The sequence below is a fragment of the Acidovorax sp. 100 genome (genome assembly GCF_003688355.1).
Lineage (GTDB): Bacteria > Pseudomonadota > Gammaproteobacteria > Burkholderiales > Burkholderiaceae_C > Acidovorax > Acidovorax delafieldii.
The window spans coordinates 4,155,170-4,181,457 of the sequence record NZ_REFD01000001.1 but is presented as its reverse complement, the minus strand read 5'-3'; the positions used below and the strand labels follow the sequence as shown (position 1 = coordinate 4,181,457).

At 68.0% G+C, this 26,288-nt stretch carries 21 protein-coding genes; 9 read left to right on the top strand and 12 right to left on the bottom strand.

Features of this window, described 5'->3' with window-relative positions; all coding sequences use genetic code 11:
• Positions 1-96: 96 nt before the first annotated feature.
• A complete protein-coding gene (locus C8C96_RS19190; RefSeq protein WP_121943315.1) occupies positions 97-1,743 on the top strand; it encodes an acyl-CoA synthetase in 1,647 nt (548 codons plus the stop codon).
• A gap of 164 nt (positions 1,744-1,907) precedes the next feature.
• On the opposite strand, the gene C8C96_RS19185 is transcribed toward C8C96_RS19190, so the two are convergent.
• The gene (locus C8C96_RS19185) at positions 1,908-2,801 is read right to left on the bottom strand and encodes an AraC family transcriptional regulator (protein WP_121943314.1); all 894 of its coding nucleotides are present in this window, start codon (positions 2,799-2,801) and stop codon (positions 1,908-1,910) included.
• 131 nt (positions 2,802-2,932) lie between these two features.
• Here C8C96_RS19185 and C8C96_RS19180 point away from each other — a divergent pair, with 131 nt between their 5' ends.
• From C8C96_RS19180 to C8C96_RS19165, 4 genes are all read left to right on the top strand, one after another.
• Entirely contained in the window at positions 2,933-3,499 is a 567-nt protein-coding gene (locus tag C8C96_RS19180) for a carboxymuconolactone decarboxylase family protein (protein WP_056640097.1), read from the top strand.
• A 216-nt stretch (positions 3,500-3,715) separates the two neighbouring features.
• A complete protein-coding gene (locus C8C96_RS19175; RefSeq protein WP_056743484.1) occupies positions 3,716-4,345 on the top strand; it encodes a pyridoxamine 5'-phosphate oxidase family protein in 630 nt (209 codons plus the stop codon).
• 183 nt (positions 4,346-4,528) lie between these two features.
• Positions 4,529-5,284: a sulfite exporter TauE/SafE family protein gene (locus tag C8C96_RS19170; RefSeq protein WP_121943313.1), complete on the top strand. Its 756-nt coding sequence runs from the start codon at positions 4,529-4,531 to the stop codon at positions 5,282-5,284.
• Positions 5,285-5,363: 79 nt separating this feature from the next.
• Positions 5,364-7,313, top strand: coding sequence for a diguanylate cyclase domain-containing protein (locus tag C8C96_RS19165; protein ID WP_121943312.1), 1,950 nt, complete (start codon positions 5,364-5,366; stop codon positions 7,311-7,313).
• Positions 7,314-7,412: 99 nt separating this feature from the next.
• Here C8C96_RS19165 and C8C96_RS19160 read toward each other — a convergent pair whose 3' ends face one another.
• The 11 genes from C8C96_RS19160 to C8C96_RS19105 form a co-directional block, all read right to left on the bottom strand.
• On the bottom strand, positions 7,413-9,386 hold the full coding sequence (locus C8C96_RS19160; RefSeq protein WP_121943311.1) for an alkyl/aryl-sulfatase: 1,974 nt from the start codon (positions 9,384-9,386) through the stop codon (positions 7,413-7,415).
• A 143-nt stretch (positions 9,387-9,529) separates the two neighbouring features.
• Positions 9,530-10,522 carry a tripartite tricarboxylate transporter substrate binding protein gene (locus C8C96_RS19155; protein ID WP_121943310.1) on the bottom strand — a complete coding sequence of 331 codons (993 nt, stop codon included), beginning with the start codon at positions 10,520-10,522 and terminating at the stop codon, positions 9,530-9,532.
• Between the two features lie 67 nt (positions 10,523-10,589).
• On the bottom strand, positions 10,590-11,816 hold the full coding sequence (locus tag C8C96_RS19150) for an acyl-CoA dehydrogenase family protein (RefSeq protein WP_121943309.1): 1,227 nt from the start codon (positions 11,814-11,816) through the stop codon (positions 10,590-10,592).
• Positions 11,817-11,987: 171 nt separating this feature from the next.
• On the bottom strand, positions 11,988-13,556 hold the full coding sequence (locus C8C96_RS19145) for an AMP-binding protein (RefSeq protein ID WP_199737498.1): 1,569 nt from the start codon (positions 13,554-13,556) through the stop codon (positions 11,988-11,990).
• A gap of 197 nt (positions 13,557-13,753) precedes the next feature.
• A complete protein-coding gene (locus tag C8C96_RS19140) occupies positions 13,754-14,191 on the bottom strand; it encodes a DUF1801 domain-containing protein (protein ID WP_121943308.1) in 438 nt (145 codons plus the stop codon).
• 48 nt (positions 14,192-14,239) lie between these two features.
• Positions 14,240-14,737, bottom strand: coding sequence for a GrpB family protein (locus tag C8C96_RS19135; protein ID WP_158605773.1), 498 nt, complete (start codon positions 14,735-14,737; stop codon positions 14,240-14,242).
• Positions 14,738-14,751: 14 nt separating this feature from the next.
• Positions 14,752-15,780, bottom strand: coding sequence for a LysR substrate-binding domain-containing protein (locus C8C96_RS19130; RefSeq protein WP_121943307.1), 1,029 nt, complete (start codon positions 15,778-15,780; stop codon positions 14,752-14,754).
• A gap of 102 nt (positions 15,781-15,882) precedes the next feature.
• Complete coding sequence (locus C8C96_RS19125) at positions 15,883-17,730, bottom strand: gamma-glutamyltransferase family protein (RefSeq protein WP_199737497.1); 1,848 nt, start codon at positions 17,728-17,730, stop codon at positions 15,883-15,885.
• Between the two features lie 264 nt (positions 17,731-17,994).
• Positions 17,995-19,578 carry an alkaline phosphatase gene (locus C8C96_RS19120; RefSeq protein WP_121943306.1) on the bottom strand — a complete coding sequence of 528 codons (1,584 nt, stop codon included), beginning with the start codon at positions 19,576-19,578 and terminating at the stop codon, positions 17,995-17,997.
• Between the two features lie 168 nt (positions 19,579-19,746).
• Positions 19,747-21,282 (bottom strand): diguanylate cyclase, encoded by a 1,536-nt coding sequence (locus tag C8C96_RS19110; protein WP_121943305.1) that lies wholly within the window; start codon positions 21,280-21,282, stop codon positions 19,747-19,749.
• A 160-nt stretch (positions 21,283-21,442) separates the two neighbouring features.
• Positions 21,443-22,417, bottom strand: coding sequence for an NADPH:quinone oxidoreductase family protein (locus tag C8C96_RS19105; protein WP_015013403.1), 975 nt, complete (start codon positions 22,415-22,417; stop codon positions 21,443-21,445).
• Positions 22,418-22,600: 183 nt separating this feature from the next.
• Here C8C96_RS19105 and surE point away from each other — a divergent pair, with 183 nt between their 5' ends.
• Genes surE through C8C96_RS19085 form a run of 4 tightly spaced genes read left to right on the top strand, consistent with a single transcriptional unit; the run spans position 22,601 to position 26,159 of the window.
• The gene (surE, locus tag C8C96_RS19100) at positions 22,601-23,389 is read left to right on the top strand and encodes a 5'/3'-nucleotidase SurE (RefSeq protein ID WP_121943304.1); all 789 of its coding nucleotides are present in this window, start codon (positions 22,601-22,603) and stop codon (positions 23,387-23,389) included.
• Positions 23,389-24,171, top strand: coding sequence for a protein-L-isoaspartate(D-aspartate) O-methyltransferase (locus C8C96_RS19095; RefSeq protein ID WP_110959224.1), 783 nt, complete (start codon positions 23,389-23,391; stop codon positions 24,169-24,171). The genes surE and C8C96_RS19095 overlap by 1 nt, the downstream gene beginning before the upstream one ends.
• A 12-nt stretch (positions 24,172-24,183) precedes the next feature.
• Positions 24,184-25,110, top strand: coding sequence for a peptidoglycan DD-metalloendopeptidase family protein (locus C8C96_RS19090; protein ID WP_121943303.1), 927 nt, complete (start codon positions 24,184-24,186; stop codon positions 25,108-25,110).
• A 5-nt stretch (positions 25,111-25,115) separates the two neighbouring features.
• On the top strand, positions 25,116-26,159 hold the full coding sequence (locus tag C8C96_RS19085; RefSeq protein ID WP_121943302.1) for an RluA family pseudouridine synthase: 1,044 nt from the start codon (positions 25,116-25,118) through the stop codon (positions 26,157-26,159).
• The last annotated feature ends 129 nt before the right edge of the window (positions 26,160-26,288 follow it).

Below are 26,288 nucleotides of genomic sequence, written 5' to 3'. Positions count from 1 at the left end.
GCACCGCAGTCCACACCGCGCTTGCGCCAGCCCGTGTTGCTTTCGTGTCAGCCTGCGGCGCTAGGCTGTGTGTAGTTCACCTTCTTGCACCGACCCATGACCTCCATCTTTGACCAGCACCTGTCCCGCAACGAAGCCAACTTTGCCGCCCTGTCGCCCCTGTCGTTCATCGAACGCACGGCCGAGGTCTACCCCGACCGCCTGGCCATCGTGCACGGCGCGCTGCGCCAGACCTGGGCCCAGACCTACGCGCGCTGCCGCCAGCTGGCCAGCGCGCTGACCCAGGCCGGCATCGGCAAGAACGACACCGTGGCCGTGATGCTGCCCAACACGCCGCCGATGGTGGAGGCGCACTTTGGCGTGCCCATGGCGGGCGCGGTGCTCAACACCCTCAACACCCGGCTGGACCCGGAGGCCATCGCCTTCATGCTCGACCACGGCGAGGCCAAGGCCGTGATCGTGGACCCGGAATTCACTGGCACCATGGCCAAGGCGCTGGCCCTGCGCACGGGCACCACGCCCATCCGCGTGATCGAGGTGCAGGACGCGCTCTACGGCCCCGCCGTGCACAACCTGGGCGGCACCGAGTACGAGGCCTTTGTGGCCAGTGGCGACGCCACCTTTGCCTGGAGCCTGCCTGCCGACGAGTGGGATGCGATTGCGCTCAACTACACCAGCGGCACCACCGGCAACCCCAAGGGCGTGGTCTACCACCACCGGGGCGCCGCCACCAACGCCATCAGCAACGTGCTGGAGTGGGACATGCCCAAACACGCGGTGTACCTGTGGACGCTGCCCATGTTCCACTGCAACGGCTGGTGCTTTCCCTGGACCATTGCGGCCCGCGCAGGCGTCAACGTGTGCCTGCGCCGGGTGGACGCGCAGGCCATCTTCGACGCCATTCGCACGCACGGCGTCACGCACTACTGCGGCGCGCCCATCGTGCACGGGCTGCTGGTCAACGCGCCCGAGGCGATGAAGGCGGGTGTGCCATCCGGCGTCAAGGCCATGGTGGCGGGCGCAGCGCCACCAGCGTCGATGATCGAAGGCATGGAAAAAATGGGGTTTGACCTGACCCATGTGTACGGCCTGACCGAGGTCTACGGCCCGGCCACCGTGTGCGCCAAACACGAGGCCTGGGATGCCCTGGACATCGGCGAGCGCGCCCGCCTCAACGCCCGCCAGGGCGTGCGCTATCACCTGGAGCGCGACGTGCGCGTGCTCGACCCCGAGACCATGCTGCCCGTGCCGCAGGACGGCGAAACCATGGGCGAGATCATGTTCAAGGGCAACATCGCCATGAAGGGCTACCTCAAGAACCCCAAGGCCACCGACGAGGCCTTCGCGGGCGGCTGGTTCCACAGCGGCGACCTGGCCGTGCAGTACCCCGACGGCTACATCAAGATCAAGGACCGCAGCAAGGACATCATCATCTCGGGTGGCGAGAACATCTCGTCCATCGAGGTCGAAGACGTGCTCTACCGCCACCCCGACGTGCTGGCCGCTGCCGTGGTGGCCAAGCCCGACCCCAAGTGGGGCGAGACGCCCTGCGCGTTTGTAGAGCTGAAGGCCGGTGCCCAGACCACGCCCGAAGACATCGTGGCGCACTGCAAGAAGCACCTGGCGGGCTTCAAGGTGCCACGCGCCGTGGTGTTTGGCGAGCTGCCCAAGACCAGCACCGGCAAGATCCAGAAGTTTGAGCTGCGCAAGCAGGCCGGGTCGGCAGCGGCCATCAACGTCTGAGAAGGCGTGACGCGCCTCGTGGAGGGGGCGCGCGCGGTGGGTGGCTATTTGCTATGTAATTAATAGCTGCCGGTGCATATTCCACTAGCGCATCCGCCGCTTTTGGTTTGAAAACCGGGGCCAGGGGCTCCTGGGTGCCCCTGCGGCGCTGCCCGGGCTGGGTGTCAACGCCCTTCGTCCACCGCCTCCCGCCAGTCCCGCGCTGACATCCCCAGCTTTTGCGCAAACACGCGCGACAGCGCCGAGGGGTTGGCGTAGCCCAGTTCATGGGCGATGGACTTGAGCGACCGGCCCGCACGCAAATGCGCCTGCGCCAGCGTGAGCCGCCAGTGCGCCAGGTAGTCGGCTGGCGTGTCCCCCACCACGGCCTTGAAGCGGGCGGCAAACGCGCTGCGCGACATGCCCGCCTGCTGGGCCATCTGCGCCAGGCTCCACGGCTCGCCGGGTGCCTCGTGCAGGGCCGTGAGCGTGCGCGACAGTTGCGGGTCGGCCAGGCCCGTCAGCAGGCCGGGGGGCATCTGTGCTTGCTGCGGGTGGTCCAGCAGCCAGCGCAGCAACTGCAGCAGCACCACTTCAAACAAGCGGTCGGCCAGCACGCGGTGGCCGCAGCGCAGGCGGTCAGTCTCGGCAAACAGCAGGTCCAGCGACTGCTGCAGCCCGTCCACCGCGCCCAGCGGCAGCACCACCAGCGGCGGCAGGGCGCGGGCCAGCGGGTGGCTGGCGCCGCCGTCGAAGTCCAGCGCGGCGCAGGTGAAGTCCGAGCCCTCGGTGGGCGCGTTGTGAAAGAAGTGCTCCAGCGGCCGGGCATAGAACAGCAGGCTGGGCTCGCACACCTGAAGCCGCTCGGGCGGGCCGGCCTGGGGCTGGTGCGTGACCACCATCTCGCCCTGGCGCAGCACATGCAAAAAGCCCCGGCCCGGCGCCGCCGCAAAGTGCGTCACGCCGCACAGCGGCCCGTTGTGGAACAGGTGCGCCCGCACCCGAAACCGCTCCAGCAGCGGCGACAACCGGTCGAGCGGGGTGGAGGCCTGCGCGGGTGTAGGAACGCTTGGTGGCATGGTTTTGGATTATTGGGTATGAATTATGGATTTTATGTGCCAAATGGTACGCGCTGGCGCCGGACACTGCAGGGGTGCCGAGAACAGGCACAAGTTCTCACCAACCCTTCATGACCTTCAAGGAACACACCATGTCCGCTACTTCTTCTTCCGTCGCCCGCGTCCCCCTCGTCGACCGCACCGCCGCCACCGGCACTGTGCGCGCCGTGCTCGACCAGGTCCACGGAGCCTTTGGCGCCACGCCCAACATGTTCCGCGCCGTGGCCAACTCGCCCGCTGCGCTGCAAAGCATGTGGGGTGCGTTTGGCGCCTTGGGCGGCGGCGTGATCGGCGCCGCCCTGGGCGAGCAGATCGCCGTGGCCGTGGCCAACCGCAATGCCTGCGACTACTGCCTGGCCGCCCACACCGCACTGGGCCGCAAGGCGGGCGTGAGTGGCGAGGCCCTGGCCGCCGCGCAGGCGGGCGAATCGGCCGACCCGCGCACGGCCGCCGTGCTGCGCTTTGTGCTGCAACTGGTCAACGAACGCGGCCAGGTCGATGCGGCCGATGTGCAGGCCCTGCGCGACCAGGGCGTGAACGACGAGCAGATCGTCGAAATCGTGGCCCATGTGGCGCTCAACCTGTTCACCAACTATGTGAACGTGGCGCTGGCCGTGCCGGTGGACTTCCCTGGCGTCAAGCTGCGCCCGGCGCGCTGAACGATGGGGCGGCGCGCGTCTGGCCGGTGGGCTGGGTGCGCGCCGCTTCTGTTGCTGCTGGCGCGGTCCTGTGGCGAAGCCATCGCAGGCAGTCCTTCGCCAAACCCATGCGTGCATTTTTTGCACGCATGACCGGCTGCAAAGTCGTTTGTCAGCGCGGCAGGCCTGCTACACCATGGCCGCTCCCTTGCCCACCCACCCGAAGGAAGCCGCCCCATGACCCCCGCCCGCGACGAGCACGCCATCGACACCCTGCCACGCCTGGAGGCCCTGCTGGGCACGCTGAGCGATGCCTCCGTCCACAAAGAGCTGCCGTATGTGCACCCCGCCTACCGCGCCATGATCGCGGCGTCGCCCTTTGCCGTGCTGGCCACCACCGGCCCCGGCGGGCTGGATGCCTCGCCGCGCGGTGACCCCGCCGGCTTTGTGCAACTGCTGGATGACAAGACCTTGCTGCTGCCCGAGCGCCGTGGCAACAACCGCGCCGACAGCCTGCGCAACATCGTGGCCGACCCGCGCGTGGCGCTGCTGTTCCTCATCCCCGGCGTGGGCGAGACGCTGCGCGTCAACGGCCACGCGCGCATCAGCGTCGCGCCCGACCTGCTGGCGCGTTTTGTGGTCAACGGCCAGCCGCCAAAGTGTGTGATCGTGGTCGATGTGCAGGCGGTGTACTTCCAGTGCGCGCGCGCCATCCAGCGCTCGCGCCTGTGGCATGCCGTGCCGCCCGGCACCCCGCGCCCCGTGCCCACCCCGGGCGCCATCCTGGCGTCCATCACACAGGGCGCATTTGACGGCGCTGCCTACGACCGCGAACTGCCTGCGCGCCAGCAGGCCACGCTGTATTGAGCCGGCACCGCGATCCGTCGCCACAGCGTTGCCCCTGCCGCAAGCGCACACAATGGCGGCTGGGCGCGCAGGGCTTGCGCTTCATGGGCTCACCGGCCGAACGCGCAGATGCGTGAGGAGCGTGGAGCTCCGTGGGGCGTGAAGCCCACTCACGCGCGCGTTCACACCAAGTGAGGGGGAGACATGGATTCCGTGCTGTTGATCGTGGCCCTGGGCGCAGTGGCCGCCGGGTTTGTGCAGGGGCTGTCGGGTTTTGGTTTTGGCATGGTCGCCATGTCGTTCTGGGCCTGGACGCTGGAGCCCCGCCTGGCCGCGCTGCTGGCGGTGTGCGGCGCGCTCACCGGCCAGCTGGTGGCGGCGGCCACGGTGCGCCGGGGGTTTGACCGGGCGCGCCTGCTGCCCTTTGTGCTGGGTGGCCTGGTGGGCATCCCCATTGGCGTGGCCGTATTGCCCCGGCTGGACATGGACGCGTTCAAGGTCATCCTGGGCACGCTGCTGGTGCTGTGGTGCCCGGCGATGCTGATGGCCAAGCAGTTGCCCCGCATCACGCGCGGCGGGCGCGTGGCCGACGCGCTGGTGGGCATGGCCGGCGGCGTTATGGGCGGCCTGGGCGGCTTCACCGGCGTGCTGCCCACCCTGTGGTGCACCTTGCGCGGTCTGGACAAGGACGTGCAGCGCGCCATCATCCAGAACTTCAACCTGGCCATGCTGCTGGTGACCTTCATCACCTACCTGGCCACCGGTCTGGTCACCCGCGAGGCACTGCCGCTGCTGGCCATTGTGGTGCCCGCCATGCTGGTGCCCGTGCTGCTGGGAGCGCGGCTGTACCACGGTATCAGCGATGCGCGGTTCCGGCAGATCGTGCTGGGCATGTTGACCTTGTCGGGCGTGGCGATGCTGGTGGCCAGCCTGCCCAAGGTGCTGGCGCGGCTCGCGTAGGGTTCCATTTGCGTGGGCCGCGCCCGGTGGCCATCCTGTTGTCGACTTGCCGCACATGCCCCGTTACATTGGGAGGGGCATGCACCAAAAAGATGACACCACGCGGCCACCGGACGCGGACGACCGTCTTGAGGCCGGGGCCCCGCGTCGCCGCTATCGCCTTGTCACGCCGCTGAGCTTGGCGATTGCGCTGGGCTGCATCGTTGCCGTGGCGGGCTTGTGGCTGGTCACGCTGCAGCGTGTGGCGTTCGAGCGCGAGCAGGCCGTGGCCTCCGCCATGCAGTCCAACGCCAACCTGGCCATCGCCTTCGAGCAGCAGGTGTTCCGCACCCTCAAGGCGGCCGAGCAGGTCGCCGCCTTTGTGCGCGAGCAGTACCTGCAGCAGGGCACCGATATCGACCTGCGCGACTGGGTGGAGCGGGGGGTGATCCGCGAGCCCATGTTCACCATCATCAGCGTGGTGAACGAGCAGGGCGACATCGTCAGCAGCAGCCAGGAGACCGGGGCTGTCAACTACAGCGACCGCGCCTTTTTCAAGGCGCTGCGTGCCAGCGATCGCGATGACCTGTTTGTGAGCGAGCCTGTGCTGGGCCGTGTGTCGGGGCAGTGGCGCATTCCGATGGCGCTGCGCATCGTGAGTGAGGGAGGCCGCTTTGGTGGTGTGGTGGTGATGTCGGTGGACCCGACGAACTTCACCGACTTTTACCGCCAGGCCGACCTGGGTGCACAGGGGCTGCTGGAGCTGACAGGGCTGGACGGCGTGGTGCGCGGCCGCAAGGCCGGGGGCAAGATCAGCTTCGGTGGCGATGCGCGGGGCCTGCCCTGGTTTCAACTCCGCGCGCAAGACCCTGAAGGCGAACTGATCGATGAGAACGGCGCGGTGGACGGTGTGCCGCGCATCCTGAGCTACCGCAGCATGGCGGGCTACCCGTTGATGGTGACGGTGGGGTCGACCTCCGACGAGGTGCTGGCGCCGGTGATGCAGCGGCGCGTTGACTACCTCGCCCTGGCGGCGGGGGCCAGTGTGGCGCTGCTGTGTTTTGGCGCGCTGCTCATTGTGGTGCTGGCACGCCAGCGGGCCGTGGCCGATGCCCTGGCGTCCAGCGAAGGCTTGTTCCGCGCCACCTTCCACCAGGCGGCTACCGGCATCGCCCATATCACGCCCGAAGGCCGCATCCTGCGTGCCAACGACAAGTTCTGCCGCATGCTGGGCTATTCGCTGGAGGAGCTGCGCCAGCGCGACCTGTTTGCGCTGAGCGACGAGGGCGAGCGTGAAGCCCTGCGCCGCTTTCTGGCGCGGCGCCTGGTGACGCACTCGCCCGTGTTCTCTCCCGAGATGGAAAAGGCCTACCGGCGCAAGGACGGCGGCCTGTTGTGGGTGTACGAAGCGCTGGGCCTCGTCAAGGACGCCCAGGGTCACCCGGACTTTCTGGTGGTGGTGACGCAGGACATCAGCGCGCGCAAGGAGCTGGAGATGCGCCTGTCGCACGATGTGCTGCACGACGCGCTCACGGGCCTGTCCAACCGCGTGATGTTCCATGACCGATTGGCGCGTGTGCTCGAAACGGCCCGGCGCCACGGGCGGCACGCCGCAGTGCTCTATGTGGACCTGGACGGGTTCAAGTCCGTCAACGACCAGTGGGGCCATGCAGCAGGCGACCTGCTGCTGCAGCAGGTGGCACGGCGGCTGGAAGACTGCGTGCGCGCCGAAGACACCGTGGCGCGCCTGGGCGGCGACGAGTTCGGCATCGTGCTGGCCACCATCGAGCGGGCAGACCACTGCGAGGTCGTGGCGGGCAAGGTGCTGTCTGCGATGGAGCAGCCTTTTGTGCTGGAGGGGGCTGTTGCGCACATCTCGGCCAGCGTGGGCGCGGCGCTCTACCCGCGCCATGGCACCGATGCCGATGCGCTGCTCGCCCAGGCCGATGCTGCGATGTATGCGGCCAAGCAGGCGGGCAAGAATCGCTTCAGCATCGACACCGCACTGAGCCCGCTGGCCGATGGGGGTGTCGCAGGTTCGCCGGGCTGAGGAGGAGCCAGCCATCGAGGGATGGCTCTGGTGTTGTGCTCCTAATTTGGGAGCATTAAGCGCATTATGTATAGGCGCTATCGGCCTGTTTCATTCAAATCACCGCGTCATGATCGGAAAGTCACGCACCGGCTTGTCCAGCATGCCCATCAGCTGCCGCAGGGCCTGCGCATCGCCTTCCATGCGCAGCGCGCCAGAGGCGGCCAGCTCCTGCGGTGTGGCCTGGCCGTTCATCAGGCGCAGGAAGGCGGGTTTGGTAAGCAGCAGCGTGGCGTCGGCGGGCCAGGGTGGTGTGCCCGGGCGGTGGTGCAGCACCGCGTTCTCAAGCCACAGACCATGGTTTTCTTCGGCGTCGGTAAAGCGCAGTGCCACGGCCAGGCGCACGCCGTCCGCGCGCGGGCCGTTGAGCGAGGCGGCCATTGCATCGAGGAACTGCGGGATGGGGGTCTGCATGAGCATGTCGGCCACTGCAGCGCGCGGGCCTGAAGCGTTGCGCTGTGCAGTGCCATGCCGCAGTTCCTGCGCGCCTGTCAGGTAGAAGTTGCGCCAGGGCGCCGATTCAGCGGCGTAGCCCATCTGCTCAAAGCTGCGCGCCATCAGGTCTTTGGCCGCAGCGTTGTTGCTGTCCGCCAGCAGCACATGGCGTAGCAGCTCGGCCGCCCAGCGGTAGTCGCCCGCGTCAAAGGCCTGGCGCGCGGCGGTCACTGCAGCGTCCGCGCCGCCTGCCAGGGCCACGTAGCGGCGCGCGGCCTCCACAGGCGGCAGCGGGTCGAGCGTGGCGGGGTGCGCGTCGAACCAGCCCAGGTAGAACTGCGCCACCGCGCGCACGTTGTGTTTGACAGTGCCGTAGTACCCGCGCGATGCCCACTGCGCCGCCAGCGTGGAGGGCAGTTGCACGGCCTCGGCGATCTCGCCGGGTGTCTGCCCGGCGTTGAGCAGGCGCACCGTCTGGTCGTGCAGGTAGCGGTAGGTGTCGCGCTGCGTGGTCAAGAAGGTGTCGATGCGCTCGCGGCCCCACACGGGCCAGCCGTGCTGCAGGAAGACCACATCTGCACGGCGTGCGTGCGCAAGGGCGCTGTCGATGTAGCGCGACCACGCCAGCGCGTCGCGCACCTTGGCGCCGCGCAGGGTGTAGAGGTTGTGCAGTGTCTGCGAGACCAGTTCTGCCGCACCGAACGCGCGCAGGTCGGGCAGCTCGAACACCATCTCGGCCGGGGCTTCGGAGCCTGGCACGTTGTGGAACACGAAGCGCACGCCATCAATGTCGAGCGCCTGCGTGGGCTGGTCGATGAGCACGGTGGGCGGCAGGATGCCGATGCGCCCGACCGCCACGGCCATGCCCAGGCCGTTGTCCACCACGCCGCGCGCATCGCGTGGCAACTGGCTGCCATACATGAAGCCCGCGCGGCGCGACATGGCGGGGCCGAGCAGCAGGTTCTCGCTGGTCGCCTCCTCCATGAAGCCCACCGGTGCCACGATGGGCACGCTGCGTGCCTTGGCGTCCTGCGCGGTCAGCACGCCCAATGCGCCGCCGAAGTGGTCCACATGGCTGTGCGTGAACACCAGGCCCGACACCGGCTGCGCGCCCAGGTGCTGGCGCGCGAAGGCGAGGGCGGCCGCCGCCGTCTCCTGCGTGGTGAGCGGGTCCACCACGATCCAGCCCGTGCGGCCCTGGATGAGCGTGAGGTTGACCAAGTCGAACCCACGCAGCTGCCAGATGCCCTCACGCACCTGGTACAGGCCGGGCGTCTGGTTCAGGCGCGCATGGCGCCACAGGCTGGGGTGCACGGTGTCGGGGGCCTCGCCCTGCGCAAACTGCAGCGCATCAAAGTCCCACACCACCTGGCCCTGCGCGTTGCGCACCTGGCCTCTGGGCGTGGCGATCAGGCCCCGGCGCGCGTCCTCGAAGCTGGCGGGCGCGTTCACGTCCAGTGTGCCCAGGGATGCGGCCTGGCGCGCACGCGTGGCGGCTGTTGCGTCCTGCCGGACATCGGCCACCTGCGCAAAGGTTGCAGGTGCCAGGCCCAGCAGGAGTGGCAAGGCGAGTGCCGCAAGCGTTGGGAGGTTTCGCATGGGGGTTTGGAACCTTTTTGAGATGAAAAAGGCCTCACGCGCACAATTTATATGCGCTGGCAGCTATCAAAATTGAAGTAATGCGTTGCCTGGTACGGACGGGTAGGGCCCGCGCACGTGGGCGCGCTCACCCCTTCGCGCTATCACATCGGCTCCAGCCTGATGCGTTTCATCATCGCCTCGGTGAAGCCGATTTCCTTGCCGAAGGCCCGTGTGAAGGTCTCGCCGTCTTGCGGGTTGACCATGCCGCCTTGCTCTTCGAGCGCGGTCACCACGGTGGGCTGGCGCAAGGCGGCTTCGAACGCGGCGCGCACGCGGGACACGATGGCATCGGGCGTGCCGGTGGGCACGGAGACACCGCCCCACGAGGTCAGCTCCACCCCGGGCAGGCCCGCCTCGGCCAGCGTGGGCACACTGGGCAGCTTGGGGTTGCGCGCGGGCCCGGTCACGGCCAATGCGCGCAGCTTGCCAGCCACGATGTTCGAGTACGCCACAGCGGTGATGGGCGCGCCAAAGGCCACCTGCTGGCCCAGCACCGCATTGACGATTTCCGACGCGCCCTTGTACGGCACATGCGTGGCCTGCGCCTGGCTGACGCTGAGCACCATCTCCACCCCCAGGTGCGAGGGCGTGCCGACACCGCCCGACGCGTAGTCCAGCTTGCCGGGCTGCGCACGCAGGCGCGCCAGCAGGTCGGCAAAGCTGCGGATGTCGCTTTGCGCGTGGACGATGACCACCGTGTCCGAACTCGTCAGGCCGATCACATGGCGAAAGTCCTTGAGTGCGTCGTAGCCGGGCTGCTTATACATGCGCATGCTGGCCGCCATGGGTGAGGCGGAGTACACCCAGGTGTAGCCGTCGGGCGCGGCCTTGGCCGCCTGGCGCGCACCCAGGTTGCCGCCTGCGCCGCCCTTGTTTTCGATGACCACGGGCTGGCCCAGCTCCTTCGACACCGCTTCGGCCACGATGCGGGCCGTGGTGTCCGGGCCCGTGCCGGCGAGGTAGGGCACCACCCACTTGATGGGGCGCGCGGGCCACGGCTCGGCGGCCATGGTGGATGTACTGGCCAGCAGTGGCAGCAGGCTTGCAGCGAGCAGTACGCGGCGGCGCAGGTGGGGGATGGGTTGATTGGTCATGTCTTGTCTTGTCTCCGTGTCATTTTCTGTGAGGGTTGTTTTGGCGCGCTGTGGGCGGCGCAGCCGCTCAGGGGGATGCCATGAGTTCTTTCGCGATGGTGTTGCGCTGGATCTCGCTCGTGCCGGTGAGCACGCGGTACATGCGCAGCATGCGGAACAGGAACTCCACGCGCCGGCCCTGCACGATGCCTTCGCCGCCGTGGATCTGCACCGCGCGGTCGGCGATGCGAAAGGCCGCCTCCGAGCAGAACAGCTTGGCCATGGAGGACTCGGCGCGTGGCTCGGCGCCCGCATCAATCGCGCGGGCCGTGGCCAGCATCAGCCCGCGCGCGGCAGCCCAGTCGGTCGCCATGTCGGCCAGCATGTGTTGGATGGCCTGGAACTGCCCGATGGCGCGGCCGAACTGGTGGCGCTGCTGTGCGTAGTCGCGCGCATCGCGCAGGGCCACCTGCGCCAGGCCCAGCATGGCGGGGCAGTGCAGCAGCCGGTTCACGCTGATGCGGCCCAGCGCCAGCGCCAGGCCGCGCCCGGCCTCACCGATCAGGTTGGCGGCGGGTACGCGCGTGCCCTCCAGCACGATGTTGCCCGTGCTCGTCTGCCCCGCCATGGTCTTGTAGCCCGACTCCACGCGCACCCCGGGCGCATGCAGGTCCACAAAGAAGGCCGTGACCTCGCGCTTTTTCGGATCGGGGGCGTCGTGTGTGGCGGTGGACGCCATCAGCACCGCGTAGTCGGCAAACGGCGAGCCCGAGATGAAGCGCTTGGTGCCCGTGATGACGTAGTCGTCGCCCTCGCGCACGGCGCGTGTCTGCACGTTGCCAGCGTCCGATCCAGCCTCGGCCTCGGTCAGCGCGAAGCAGATGGCCATCTCGGCCCGGGCCACCGGCAGGATGAACTGCTGCATCTGGTGCGGCGTGGCCATGCGCGCCAGCGCGCCCACGCGTGGCGGGCCACTCAGCTCGCCAAACACATGGGGGGCGAACGGCGAGCCGCTGGCGTAGATGGCTTCCTTGACCAGCACATGGTCCAGCGTGGACAGGCCCAGGCCGCCCATCTTCTGCGGCAGCGTCATGCCGTAAAAGCCTAAAGCGTGCGAGCGCTTCCACACCTGCTGCAGCAAGGCCTTGTCGGGCGCGTGCTCGTGGTCGATGCCATGCTCGCGCGCCAGCGCGGCCAGCTCGCCATACAGAAACTCGTTGATGCGCGCAATCAGCTCGGCCGCCTGTGGCGAGCCTTCAAAAGGCATGCCGGGAAACAGCGGCGCTGGGAGGGGGGATGTGATGTCGTTGTTCATGTCAGGATTCCTTGTCGTTGGCTGTGACAGCGGGCTCTGGAAACTGGCGCAGGCCCAGGCGAGAGACGCCGAGCAAGGGCCGCCCCGCAGCGATGGCGTCGTCCCCCTTCTCGCAGCGCGCAGCGCCAAGAGAGAAGGGGGAGGCGGCAAAGCCGCTCAGGGGGATGCCCTCTAATTCACCATCCGCCCACGCCCTTCCCAGTACGGGGCCTGCACGGCACGGCGCATCACCTTGCCGTTGGGGTTCTTGGGCAGGGTGGTGACGAACTCAATACGCCGTGGCCGCTTGAACCCGCCCAGGTGCTGGGCGCAGAACGCGTCGATCGCAGCGGTGGTGTCAGCGCCGGCCGCGCGGCCGGGCTTGAGCACCACGTGCGCGGCCACGGCCTCGCCCCATTTGTCATCGGGCACGGCGAACACGCAGGCGTCCGCAATGGCATCGTGCTGGTACAGCACGGCCTCGACCTCCGATGGGTACACGTTGAAGCCGCCGCTGATCACCATGTCTTTCTTGCGGTCCACGATGTAGACGTAGCCCTCGTCATCCATGCGGGCCAGGTCGCCCGTGTGGTACGCGCCGTCCTTGAGCACCTCGGCCGTCAGCTCGGGGGCGCGCCAGTAGCCCGCAAAGATGTCGTCGCCACGCACCACGATCTCGCCGATCTCGCCGGTGGCCACGGGCTGGCCGTCGTCGCCCAGGATCTGCACATCGCATTCCAGAAACGGCCGTCCGCACGATGCCAGGCGCTCTGGCCGCGCAGCGCGGGCAAACAGATGGTCCTCCACCGACAGGCCACACACGCCCGAGGTCGTCTCGCCCGCGCCGTAGCCTTGCTGCAGGATGGGCCCGAACACGTCCATGGCCTGCAGGATGCGCGCGGGCGCCATCGGGGCGGCGCCGTAGCCCAGGCGCAGCAGGTCGGGCAGGGGGCGGTACTGGCCCTCCAGCTCGGTCAGCAGCATGTTGATCATGGTGGGCACCATGAAGGTGTGGGTCACGCGGTCGGCCCGCATGTCGGCGATGAAGCGCGGGGGCTCGAAGCCGTTGAACAGGCGGATGGTGACCCCCTGGCACAGCGCCGGCACCATCTGCATGCCCGATGCGTGGGTGATCGGGCCCACCAGCCCCAGGATGTGGCCGGGCTGCTGCCCGTCCGAACGCGTGAGGAACTTGCGCAGCTGCGCAAGGCGGTTGCCGAAGGTCTGCATGGCCGCCTTGAGCACGCCGGACGAGCCCGAGGTGTAGTGCAGCACGGCGACTTCGTCCTCGCACACGACCACCGGGGTGAATGTGTCGCTGGCCTGGGCCAGTGCCGCTTCATACCCTGCGGGGCCCGCATCGTCGGTCAGCAGCAGCCAGGGCATGGCGCCGGGCATGCATTGCTCCACATGCGGGCGGATGGTCTCGGCACGCTCGGCGGTGGTCACGATCAGCGCCGCACCGCTGTTGGCGGCAATGGCGCCGACCTCGGTGGGCGAGAGCCGGGCGTTGAACGGCGCCTTGATCAGCCCGGCCTTGTAGCAGGCGATCTCGATCTCGACGACCTCGACACAGTTGGGCAGGTAGATGCCCACGCGGTCACCGCGCTGCAGGCCCAGGCCGAGCAAGGCGTTGGCCAGGCGGTTGGTGCGCTGCTCCAGATCGGCATAAGTGATGCTGCGTGCGGGGCTCTTGACCGCCATGCGGCGGGCATGGGCACGGGCGCTGCGCGCCACGAGGGCGCCGACGTTGGCGACCACGCGCGGGGGAATGGGGGGCGAGGTGGTAATGGCTGTCTCCTGAAACACTGGCCCCGTCGAGCGCGGGGCATGGGGTCACTGTTCCAGAAGACGGGGTATCAGGGAAATACCGATTGCTGATGGGCAGGCATCACTGAAATTGATGCCCGTGCCGTAGCGTGCCTTCCGCACACGCTGCGTGCGCGGCCGCGACAGTGTTATGCCGCCTTCGCCCGGGTGGCGGGCTTTTTGGCGGCGGATCTGGCGGGCTTGGCGGCGTTGAGTGCCACTGCCGCGCGGATGAGCGACTTGAACGCCTCTGCATCCACCACATCGCCCTCGTGGATGTCGATGGCGCGCCGCGCATTGCCGTCCAGGCTGGCGTTGAACAGCCGCGCCGGGTCCGGCAGCGAGGCACCCTTCAGAAAGGTGAGCTTCACTGCGGCCTTGTAGCTCTCGCCGGTGCAGAGGATGCCGCCCAGCGACCATACGGGCGTTCCCATCCACTTCCACTCTTCCACCACGCCGGGGGCGGCCTCATGGATGAGCGCACGCATGCGTGCCAGCACCGGTCCGCGCCAGTCGGCCAGGTCTGCGATGCGCTGATCGATGAGGGTGGAGGCGGGTTGGGACGATGAAATGGTTTTGGATGCCATGGCGGTGTCTCCTGAAGCGGAATCGTTAGAGCCTTTATGGGAATGTGATCAGTCGGCAGCCAGGGGCTTGCCCGCCGCCCGCAGCACCTGCGTGATGAAGCGTGCCTTCTCCTCGCGGTAGCGGTCCATCCCCTCAGATGCGAATCGCTGCTTGAGCCGGTTGTACTCTGCCACCAGGGCGGGGTCGGCGCGCAAGGCATCGCGAAAGTGCAGAAAGCATTCGAACGGCGAGCCGCAGGCCACCACCTGCAGTGCAACGTCCATCGTGGCGCCGGGCCACAGCAGCATGCACAGATCGGGCGCGCGCAGTGTGTCGGCCTTGGCGCTGCAGCCTGCGGCTTCGAGCGCTGCCACGCCCGGTGCATGGTCTTGCGGCGGCACCAGCACGCAGATATCGAGGTCACCCTTGGAGACTGCGCCGGGAATGGACGAGGCGCCGATGTGTTCGATGCGCGCCTGCGGCACGATTGCAGCCACCTGGGCAGCCACCGCGGCAAACGTGGCTGCGGCGTCGTCCTGGTACTGCGCGGATTCGAGCAAGGTCACTGCGGTCACTCGGGTCACACTGCGGCCTCCCACCTGCCCGATGCCACCAGCTTCTGCACCACGGCCTCCAGCGCGTCCATCACCACCTGCATCACCCCGTCCACCTCGCGGTCCGCAGCGGTGGCCAGGGTGTAGCTGCGCGTCATCTCCGGGTTGACCACGCGGGCCACCATCCAGTCGGTGCCAGAGGCAGGGGCATCCCCCAGCGCGCAGGCAGGGGTGAAGGTGAAGCCGCCCCCGCACGCATACAGCGAGCGGATCACCCGCGCGGAGTCGTGTTCGTGGGCGATGTTCAGGGCCACACCGCGCGCGGCGGCGGCTTCTTCGACCCGCTGGCGGATGGTGTAGCGGCGCGACTGCAGCACCAGGGGCTGTGCGGCCGCATCGGCAAAGTCGATGGTGGGGCGCATGGTGGGGCTGGCGGCGCGCGCTGCCGTGGCACGCGCGCCAGCCCGGCGCGCAGCAGGCGCTTTGGCCGTGGCTGCTGCGTCAGGCACTGGCCGCAGCAGCGCACGCACCGTGCCGCCGGGGTCGTGCCCGCAAAAGTACATGGCCTCGCGCACCAGGGGACGGCAGTGCAGGCCCTCCACCTGCGCGGCGTCGACCAGAACGCCGATGTCCGCACGCCGGTCCAGCATGGCTTTCCTGACCATAAGGCTGAGGTCGTCGAGCACGAACACCCGAATGCGCGGGTGCGTGTCCTTCAGGTGCGCCAGCAACGGGCCCATGAGCAGCGATGACAGCAGAAACGGCACGGCAATCGTGACCGATCCCTCCGGCCCCTGCGGCAGACGCTGAATGCGTTCGCGCATCGCAGACGCGTCGCTCAGCAGGCGCCTAGCATCCTGGTACAGCTGCACGCCGGCCTGTGTTGGGGTGACGCCGATGTGCGAGCGCTCCAGCAATTGCGCGCCCAGCTCTGACTCCAGCTTCTTGATCTGGGCGGTGAGTGCCGGCTGGGCAATGTAGAGGCTGCCAGCCGCCCGCGAGAGGCTGCCGGCCTCGACCACGGCGATGAAGTAGCGCAGGCTTCGGAGATCCATGGGGCAAGAATGTAGCCGGGTCTGTCCTTGGCGCACGCCATGCCCGCCCAGGCGGCAGCGCACTCGGCGTGTAGCCCTTTTATAGGCCGCGCAGGGCGGCCTTTAGTCGCCCATCACCACACCCTCACGCCGTGGGTCCGCGCCCCCCAGCCACAGCTTCTTGCCATGTGCCTGCCCGCGCGTGATGGCTTGCAGGCCGCTGGTCATGTTCATCTCACGCACCTCGGCGCCCCGCGCGCGCAGGGCTTCGACGGTGGCGGGTGGGAAGCGCTTTTCTTCCAGCAGCGTGGGGCCGTTCATCGAGCCGAAGTTGGGCAGGTTGATGGCCTGCTGGGGCATCAGGCCCCAGTTGAAGACGCCATACAGCGTCTTGGCCGTGTAGTGGATGATGGCTGCGCCGCCAGGGCTGCCGCCGCTCATCAGCAGCTCGCCCGTGGCTTTGTCGAACACCAGCGTGGGCGACATGGACGAGCGCGGGCGCTTACCGGGCTGCACGCGGTTGGCAATGGGTTGGCCTTGCGCGTCGGTGGGGGCAAAGCTGAAGTCGGTGAGTTCGTTGTTGAGCAGGAAGCCTTTCACCATTTGCCGTGCGCCGAACTGGTCTTCGATGGTCGTGGTCATGGCCACCGCGTTGCCAAAGGCATCGACGATGCTGATGTGGCTGGTGCCGTATTCGGGTTGGTCGGGCATGGGCGCAAAGCCCGTCTTGACATCGCCGGGGTTGCCGGGCTGGGCGACCTTCATGCTCTGCGTGCCGATGAGCTTGGCTCGGTCGGCCAGGTAGGCGGGCGCGAGCAGGCTGGTCCAGCTGCCGTCGGGGGGCTGCACAAAGTCGGGGTCGGCCACGTACTGGGCGCGGTCGGCAAAGGCCAGGCGGGCGGCCTCGGTGTAGAGGTGCAGCCAGTCCGCGCTGGGCAGGCCGTCCTGCAGGGGCTTGGCGGCGGCGTCGGTGTTCTTCAGGATACCCAGGATCTGCCCGATGGCGATGGCCCCGGAGCTGGGTGGCGGAAAGCCGCACACACGGTAGTCCTTGCTGGCCACCTGGTAGTCGTGGCACAGCGCATCGCGCTTCTTGGGCTGGTAGCCAGCCAGGTCGGCCAGGCTGAGCTTGCCGGGGTTGGTGGGGTGTTTTTGCACCTTGTCGACGATGGCCTGGGCGATCTCGCCTTCGTGCAGGGCCTTGCTGCCTTCGGCGGCGATGCGGCGCAGCACGGCGGCCAGCTCGGGGTTGCGCAGGTTCACGCCCACATCGCGTGCGTCGCCATCGGCCTTGTAGAAGTAGGCGGCGGCCACTGGGTCCTTCTTGAGGTGGGCGTCGGCCTTGACCAGGGTGTTGAGCCGCGCGCTGACCTTGAAGCCGCCTTCGGCCAACGTGATGGCGGGCTGGAACAGCGTGGCCCAGGGCAGCTTGCCGTGCTGCTTGTGCGCCATCTCCAGCATGCGCACGGTGCCGGGCACGCCCACCGAGCGGCCGCCCACCACGCCATCGTAGAACGGCACGGGTTTGCCGTCGGCGCCCAGGAAGAGTTTTTCATCGGCAGCAGCGGGCGCGGTCTCGCGGCCGTCGTAGGCCTCTACCACCTTGCCGTTGCTGTGCAGCAGAAAGGCGCCGCCACCGATGCCGCTGGACTGGGGCTCCACCAGCGTCAGCACCATCTGCACGGCGATGGCCGCGTCGACGGCCGAGCCGCCAGCCTTGAGGATCTGGTAGCCCGCGTCGGTGGCCAGCGGGTTAGCAGCGGCCACGGCGAACTTCTCGGTGGCCCAGCCCGGCTTTTCGGTGTAGCCGGACGAGCCCTCGGGCTGGGGGGGCACGGTGTAGGCGAACTGGGAGGGAGCGCTGGCGCAGCCCGCCAGGGCCACCAGGGTGGCAAGGGCCGCAGGGGCCAGCAGGTTGTGACTGAACGGGCGGCGCAGGGGCGGCGTGGCAGGCAGGGCAGTGGGGGACATGCGGGTCTCCTGTGGGTGCAAGCAGCGAAGCGGCCATGGTAAGGGGCCTTGCTGCAGCCTGCGAGGGCGTGCCAGGGGCTGCTGGAGGGGTTTGCGCAGCGATTGAAGGTATTTTGTGGTGGTAGCGCTAGTGCAATATGCCTGAGCAGCTATCAAAAAGATAGTTGTTACCGACCGTCAGCGGCTGTTCTCTGGTCATCTCTGAGCCCTGGTGCGGCGTAGTGACAAGGGGCCCCCGGGCCTGGAGGCTTGCGCCACGCCCTCTCAGGCCGCCTGGGGCCCCGCGCGGCCGTCTTCCACCACAAACCGGGCGAGCGTGAATGCGCCGCTGTCAGCGCGCAACGGGTCGTCCACCACGCGCAGCGTGGTGGCCCAGCGCGCGGGGGTGATGTCGGTCAGGCCGTAGCCGCGCTGGTCGCAGCGTGCCAGTAGCACATGCGGGTTGTGGCGGACGATGGCGTCCACCTTGGCCTGTGTGGTGCCCGACCGCGAACTGATGGAGGTGCCGCAGAACTCGCTGGCCAGTACGGCCGAATCGGCGCGCGCGGCATCGGCATGCACACGGCAGACGTAGTTCTGGTGGATGTCGCCGCCCAGCAGCACCGTATTGCGCGGCGCGTGCCGGGCCACGGATTGCAGCAGGCGCTGGCGTGCGGCGGGGTAGCCGTCCCAGGCGTCTGTGGGCACAGTGCCGGATGGGTAATGGCGCGGCGAGAACAGCGTCTGCTGCGCGATCACGCTCCAGCGCGTGGCCTGTGCGCTCGCTGCATCAGCGGCCAAGCCTGCGTCCAGCCAGCGCTCTTGCGCGCTGCCCAGCAGGCTGCGCTGTGGCTGGGCCAGCTCGGCGCAGTCGGCGGGGCGCACAGCGGGTGCGCTGCCGGCGTCGGGCGTGCGGCAGGCTTGCCAGCTGCGGTATTGGCGACTGTCGAGCAGGTGGATGTGCGCCAGCCGGCCCCAGCGCAGGCGGCGGTAGATTTGCAGAGCGTCCCAGCCCGTGGTGGACGCGGGGCGCTGAAGGCTGGCCGCGCTCAGCGGCATGTTTTCGTAGAACGCCTGCCACGCCGCGCTGCGCTGGGCCAGAAAGGCGGCGCTGCCCGCAGCCTCGCCGCGGCCTGCATCGGCGGCGTAGTCGTTTTGCACCTCATGGTCGTCCCAGGTCACGGCCCAGGGGCAGGTGGCGTGGGCCAGCTGCAGGGCGGGGTCGCTTTTGTGCAGGGCGTAGCGGTCGCGGTAGTCGGCCAGCGTGGTGGCGTGGCGCAGGCTGTGGGTGCGCGCCAGGTCGGTGGTGGTTTTGGGGGTGGCGTATTCGTAGATGTAGTCGCCCAGGAACAGCACCAGGTCTGGCTGGTCGGCGGCCAGATGGCGCCAGGCCGCGTAGTGCCCATGCTCCCAGCGCTGGCACGAGGCAAACGCCACCCGCAGCGCCCCGGGTAGGTCGCCCGCCGCAGGCGCGGTCCGCGTGCGGCCCGTAGGGCTCACTGCGTCGCCCAGCATGAAGCGGTAGTGGTACCAGCGTGCGGGTTGCAGGCCTTGCAACTCCACATGCACGCTGTGGCCCAGCGCGGGCAGCGCGGGGGCCTCGCCCTTTTGCACGATCTGGGCAAAGCTTGCGTCGTGTGCCACCTCCCACCGCACGGTGTGTGTGGCCAACATCTGCGCCGGATCAGTCAGTGCGAGCCGCGTCCAAAGCACCACGCCATCAGGCGTCGGGTCGCCGCTGGCGATGCCCAGTGCAAAGGGGTTGGTTTGCAGCGCGGGTGGGTTGCTCCAGGCCCAGCGGGGGAGGGTGGCGACGGAGGCAGCCAGAGCTGCATTGCGCAGGAACTGCCGTCTTTGCTCGGATGTCAATTCAGCTGCCCTTTGCGTCGGGCGCCGTGCTCAGAAACTGACGCAACCCAGACCAGTGGCCGCCGCGCAAGGGCCGCCCCGCCGCGCTGGCGGCGTCCCCCTGCCCGCAGCGCGTAGCGCTGCGAGAGCGGGGGGAAGGCGCGCAGCGCCTCAGGGGGGTGTTCCTGCTCAAGCCGCCATCACCCGGTTCTTGCCCGAGCGCTTGGCGAGATACATCGCCTGGTCGGCCCGCACGATGGCGTCGGTGGCGCTCTCGCTGTAACTCAACTGGGCCACGCCCGCGCTGAAGGTGATAAGCACCTTCTCGGTGCCTTGCAAGAAGAAGCGCGTGGTCAGCTCGCGCTGCAAGCGGGTCATGGCCGCAACGCCGGCTTCGACCGTGGTGTCGGGCAGCACGATCACGAACTCTTCGCCTCCATAGCGGGCCAACAGGTCCTGCGGCCGCATGACTTCGCGCGTGACCTGTGCCAGGTGCACCAGGGCTGCGTCGCCCCCGGCATGGCCCAGCCGGTCGTTGATGGTCTTGAAGTTGTCCACGTCCAGCAGTGCCAGGCACAGTGACGAGCCCAGGCGGCGGGCGCGGGCGATTTCGCGTTCCACGGCCTCGTCCAGGCCCTTGCGGTTGAGGCTGCCGGTCAGCGGGTCGTGGCGCGCCTGGGCGCTGGCGCGGTCCAGCTCTTCCTGCAGTTTGGCGACCTCGGCGCGCTTGGCCTCGGTGCGCTCGCGCAGGTCTTGCAGTTCGTCGTGCGTCACGCGGCTGTCCAGCGCCATGGCGCGGGTGGCGCTCATCACTTCCTGCAGCACCGGGGCGATCTCCTGCAGGGTACTGGCCTTGCCGATCAGGTCGGCGCAGCGCTCCATGGTGCCCTGGTAGCTGGTGCTGGATGCGGTGATGCGCGCCAGCCGCTCGATGAAGGTGGCCAGCATTTCCTTCATCTGCTCTTGCGCCTCCAGCGACCGCGCCTTGGCTTCGGTCTGCTTGAAGATCACGTCCTTGAGCCGGCGCTGCACATCGTCCAGCCGCCGCAGCGTCAGCGGCGGGGTCGAGGCACTCATCAGCGCCTCGGCCTGGCCCTGCAGCCAGCGGTCGTCCACGCTGAGCACGGCGATGTTCTCGAAGATCATGTGCAGCAGCTCCAGCAGGCTGGTGCGGATGGAGGCTTGTTCTTCGGTGGCGAACGACAGGCGGTAGCTGAAGTTGCCCAGCATGAGCTGCGCGGTGGTCACCAGGGGGGCGGGCTCGCGCAAAAAGGTGATGAGCTGCTGCGCCATGTCGATGACGCGGGGGTCGTCGTCGCCCAGCGCGGGCAGGGTGTTGTCGATCAGGCGGGCCAGGGCCTCGGCAAACTCGGTGGGCAGTTCGCCCAGCGCGGTGGGGGCGTCGGCCACCTCGATGGGTTTGGACGCCGTGGCCGGGTGCAGCCCGAGATTGGCATACCCCACCATCACGCTTTGCAGCGACGTCCAGTCCTTGGTGATGATGGCGCGTTCGAACTGTCCCAGCAGGCGCTTTTGCGCGGGTGTCTGGCCGGGCAGCACCCGCTGGATGCTGCTCAGCGGCCCTTCCGGGAACGGCTGCGGGCTGCGGATGCCCGCTATTTCATCGTAGATCGCAAGGTAGTTGTCTGGCGTGGGGGCCAGTCGGCGTGCGGCCAGTTGTTTGAGCGTCTCGCGCGCGATCTCGGAAGGTGGTCGGTCGGCCATGGAGGGGCACCAGTGTCAGAGGGGCTGGAATACGCAAGTGTGACACAGGCAAGGCCTGGAAGGGGCTGGCATACCGCGCCACACGGGTATGCCAGCCGGGAACGTGGTGGCGGCTTTGCGACGTGGCCTGCCGTACGTTCCGAGGCGGCGCGGCCAGGCGTCAGTTCACCATGACCAGCTTGCCCATCACGCCGCGTGAGCCCATGTGCGCGTAGGCGGCGGGCAGTTCGGCCATGGGCATGGTGCGGTCGATCACGGGCTTGATCTTGCCCTGGGCGTACCACTGGGCCAGCTCGCCCATCATGGCGGCGTTGGCCTTGGGTTCGCGCTTGGAAAACTCGCCCCAGAACACGCCCACGATGGAGGCCCCCTTGAGCAGCGCCAGGTTGAACGGCAGGGCCGGAATGGGGCCGGACGCAAACCCCACCACCAGGTAGCGGCCGCGCCATGCGATGGAGCGGAAGGCGGGCTCGGCAAAGTCGCCGCCCACCGGGTCATAGATCACATCGGGGCCCTTGCCGTCCGTCAGGGTCTTGATGGCCTCGCGCAGGTTGTCCTTGCTGTAGTTGATGGTCGCGTCGGCCCCGATGGAGGTGCACAGCGCGCATTTTTCGTCGCTGGAGGCCGCAGCGATCACGCGTGCGCCCATGGCCTTGGCGATCTGGATGGCCGCCGTGCCCACGCCGCCGGCGGCGCCAAGCACCAGCACGGTCTCACCCGCCTTGAGCTGGGCGCGGTCCACCAGTGCGTGGTGCGACGTGGCGTAGATCATGATGAATGCGGCCGCATCGACATGCGAAAAGCCATCTGGCAGGGGCATGCAGAGGGCGGCCGGGGCGACGGTGTGGGTGCCGAATCCACCGGTGCCCGACAGGCAGGCCACGTTCTGGCCGACCTTGAGGTGCGTGACGCCTTCGCCCACAGCGGCCACCACGCCCGCGTATTCCGAGCCGGGCACAAAGGGCAGCGGCGGCTTCATCTGGTACTTGTTCTGCACGATGAGCAGGTCGGGGAAGTTCAGGCTGGCTGCCTTGATTTCGATGAGCACCTCGCCCGCCTTGGGGGTGGGGGTGGGCAGCTCCGTCCAGGTGAGCGCTTCGACGCCGGTGGGGTTGGTGCAAAGCCAGGCATGCATGGGGAAGTCTCCTGTCGGTCGGTCTTGTCAATGATGGCCCGCATGATAGGTGGCGCTCCGGTGTGCTGGATGTCCCACGAGCGACGGGGCCCGGGGTGCCGTCGGCGCAATGTGGTCAACGGGCGTCTGACCGAGGTGCAGCAGTCCGGCCACCTACAATCCGTTGCAACCGCTATCCAGACCATGAAGATCCTGATATCCAACGACGACGGCTTCCAGGCCCCTGGCATCGTGGCGCTGCATGATGCGCTCAAGACCCTCGACGGGGTCGAGGTGGAGGTCGTTGCGCCAGAACACAACAACAGTGCCAAATCCAACGCGCTGACGTTGCATTCCCCTCTGTATGTGCACAAGGCAGCCAACGGCTTTCGCTACGTGAATGGCACCCCGGCAGATTGCGTGCACATTGCGCTGACCGGCCTGCTGGGCTACCGGCCCGATCTGGTGGTGTCGGGCATCAACAACGGCGCCAACATGGGCGACGACACCATCTATTCCGGCACGGTGGGGGCGGCCATGGAGGGATATCTCTTCGGCATTCCGGCCATTGCGTTCTCGCAGGTGGATAAGGGCTGGGCCGAGCTGGAGGCCGCTGCGGCCAAGGCGCGTGAGCTGGTGGCGCAGATGCGTGCGCAGCAACTGTTCAACGAAACCCCCTGGCTGCTCAACGTGAACATCCCCAACATGCCGCTGGAGGCCTTGCGCCCGGCCAAGCTGTGCCGCCTGGGGCGCCGCCATGCGGCGGAACGGGTCATCGTGCAGGAAAGCCCCCGGGGCGAAGCCATGTACTGGATCGGCGGTGCGGGTGCCGCCAAGGACGATGCCGAAGGCACGGACTTTCATGCCACGGCGCAGGGCCATGTGTCCATCACGCCCCTCAAGGTGGACCTGACCGATCACGACAACCTCGGCTACTGGGCACAGACCGCCGCCCGGTTGGCGACAGGGGCGGCTGCCGCCCCTGGGGCGTGATGCAGCGCCGCCCGGGGTTCCCGGCCAAGCTGCCGGTGCCGGGCAACGCTGCCGCGGGCAAGCCGGTGACGGCGCCTCCGTCTGTTGCTCTGCGCAAGCCGGCCGTCGCCCCGGCGCCCGCCGGGGTGGGGCTGGACTCGTCGGCTGTGCGTGCCCGCATGGTGCAAAAACTGGCGGCGGGCGGCATCACATTGCCCCCCGTGTTGCAGGCCATGGGCGCGGTGGAGCGTCACCGGTTTGTGGACAGTGCACTGGTCAACCAGGCCTATGAAGACACCAGCCTGCCGATAGGCTTGGGTCAGACCATCTCCAAGCCCAGCGTGGTGGCGCGCATGTGCGAGCTGTTGCTGGGTGCTGAGAGTGCGCGCCATGGCGGGCTGGGCCGTGTGCTGGAGATTGGCACGGGCTGCGGCTACCAGGCGGCCGTGCTGAGCCTGCTGGCCCGCGAGGTGTACACGCTAGAGCGCCTGCGCGGCCTGCACGACAAGGCGCGTGACAACCTGCGGCCGTTCCGCCTGGCCAACGTGCATCTGCTGTTTGGCGACGGCATGCTTGGCTATGCCAAAGGTGCTCCGTACGCGGCCATCATCGCGGCGGCCGGCGGCGATGCCGTGCCGCTGGCGTGGTGCGACCAGCTGGCCGTGGGGGGGCGTCTGGTAGCGCCCATGGCGCTGTCGGGCGGGCAGCAGATGTTGCTGGTGATCGACAAAACCCCGCACGGATTGAAACAAAACGTGCTCGAGCCCGTGCATTTTGTCCCCCTAAAATCGGGGATTGCGTAAAGGGAATTGCTTATGTTCGTATCGCGTGGTCTTGTGGCGGGTTTTACTGTGGCAATGGCGGGGCTGGTGCTCTCCGGCTGTGGCACCCGCATGAACAAGGCTCCTGTGGAAGATCGGGGCACCTCTTCGTCGTCTTCTGCCCCAGCGCCCGCAGCACAGCCGGGCGTGGTGGTGGGTACCCCCATCAAGCCTCTGCCTGGTGCAGAAAACGCCGGCAAGCCGGGTTACTACACGGTCAAGCCTGGGGATACCCTGATTCGCATCGGCCTGGAGTCTGGGCAAAGCTGGAAAGACATTGCCCGCTGGAACAATCTGGAAAACGCCAACCTGATCGAAGTCGGTCAGGTGCTGCGCGTGCTTCCTCCGTCCGCTACCCCGGCGGTGGTGGCCTCTGAGAGCGGGGTGGTGACACGCCCGGTAACATCATCCTCCGTCGCTCCAGCCAGCACGCCCGCTGCTGCTCCTGCATCGGCCGCCAGCGGCGCCAAGCCTGCTGCCTCTGCTGCGTCGGGCACGGCGGTGGCGGTGGCGCCAGCCACGCCGGCACCTGCGCCAGCGCCAGCGGGCGAGGATGAGTTGGCGTTCATCTGGCCTGCATCGGGTTCGCTGATTGCCGGGTTTGACGAGGCACGCAACAAGGGCTTCGACATTGCCGGCAAGGCGGGTGACCCGGTACTGGCGGCAGCGGATGGCCGTGTGGTCTATGCCGGTGCCGGTCTGCGCGGCTATGGCAACCTGGTCATCCTGAAGCACAACAACACGTTCCTCACCGCTTACGCACACAACCAGACCCTGTTGGTCAAGGAAGACCAGGCGGTGCGCAAGGGCCAGAAGATCGCCGAGATGGGCAACACCGACGCAGACCGCGTCAAGCTGCACTTTGAAATCCGCCGGCAGGGCAAGCCTGTCGATCCCACACGCTATCTGCCATCCCGTTGAGTCCGATGGCGGATCACTCGCCGGGCGGTGGTCCCGAAGCGTCTGAGGTGGCGACAGCGCAGGAGGGCGATTCCCTCCTGCTGGCCGATGAGTCGGAAGCCCTGGCCGACGCGGATAGCGAGCTGCGCTCGTTGCAGATGGGCCCAGGCCAGCACGCCGAGCGGCTGGATCGTGCGCTGGTAGAGCTGGTTCCCGAGTTCTCCCGCAGCTATCTCCAGCAATTGCTGGCCCAGGGGCTGGTCAGCCTCAATGGCAAGCCTGCTCTCAAGGCAGCCGCGCGGGTCAAGGCCGGCGACCTGGTGGTGCTGGAGATGCGGCCCACCCTCCAAAGCCAGGCATTCCGGCCTGAGCCCATGGCGATTGATGTGGTGTACGAAGACGAGCACTTGCTGGTGGTGAACAAGCCCGCAGGCTTGGTTGTGCACCCTGCGCCAGGCAACTGGAGCGGCACCCTGCTCAACGGCCTGCTGGCCCGCGACGACAAGGCACTGCGGGTGCCACGGGCTGGTATCGTTCACCGCCTGGACAAGGATACCAGCGGTCTTATGGTGGTCGCCCGGGACCGTGCGACCATGGACGCCCTGGTGGCGCTGATTGCCGAGCGCAAGGTCAAGCGCCAGTACGTGGCCATGGCGCATGGTGCCTGGACGGGGGGGGCGACCCGCTCGGTGGATGCCCCCATCGGGCGGGACCCTCGCAATCGCCTGCGCATGGCGGTGGTGGACTTGGCGGTACACCCTGGCAAAACCGCCCGCACGGATTTCCTGTGTCTGGAGGGAGGCGAGCGTGGTTGCTGGGTGCAGTGCACCTTGCACACCGGGCGCACGCACCAGATTCGCGTGCACATGGCGTCTCTGCGCCATCCTTTGGTGGGCGATGCCTTGTACGGTGGCACGCCGGTCGGCGCCTTGCAACGCCAGGCCCTGCACGCCTACCGGTTGGCTTTTGCGCATCCGGTGACGGGGGATCCTCTGGAGTTTCGTGCCCCTGTACCCGACGATATGCGCCGGGCGCTGTCGGAATGGGGTCTGGGCTACAATGCGCCCTGAACGGCCGTGACGGCCCTAGCCCGCAGCCGGAATCCCGCCGGGCTCTACCAAAGCACCAGCGCCATTGCGCGGTGCACCAATGATTGCCCCTGCTGTTGATGTGACACCCGTTGCAACGCGTGGCACTTT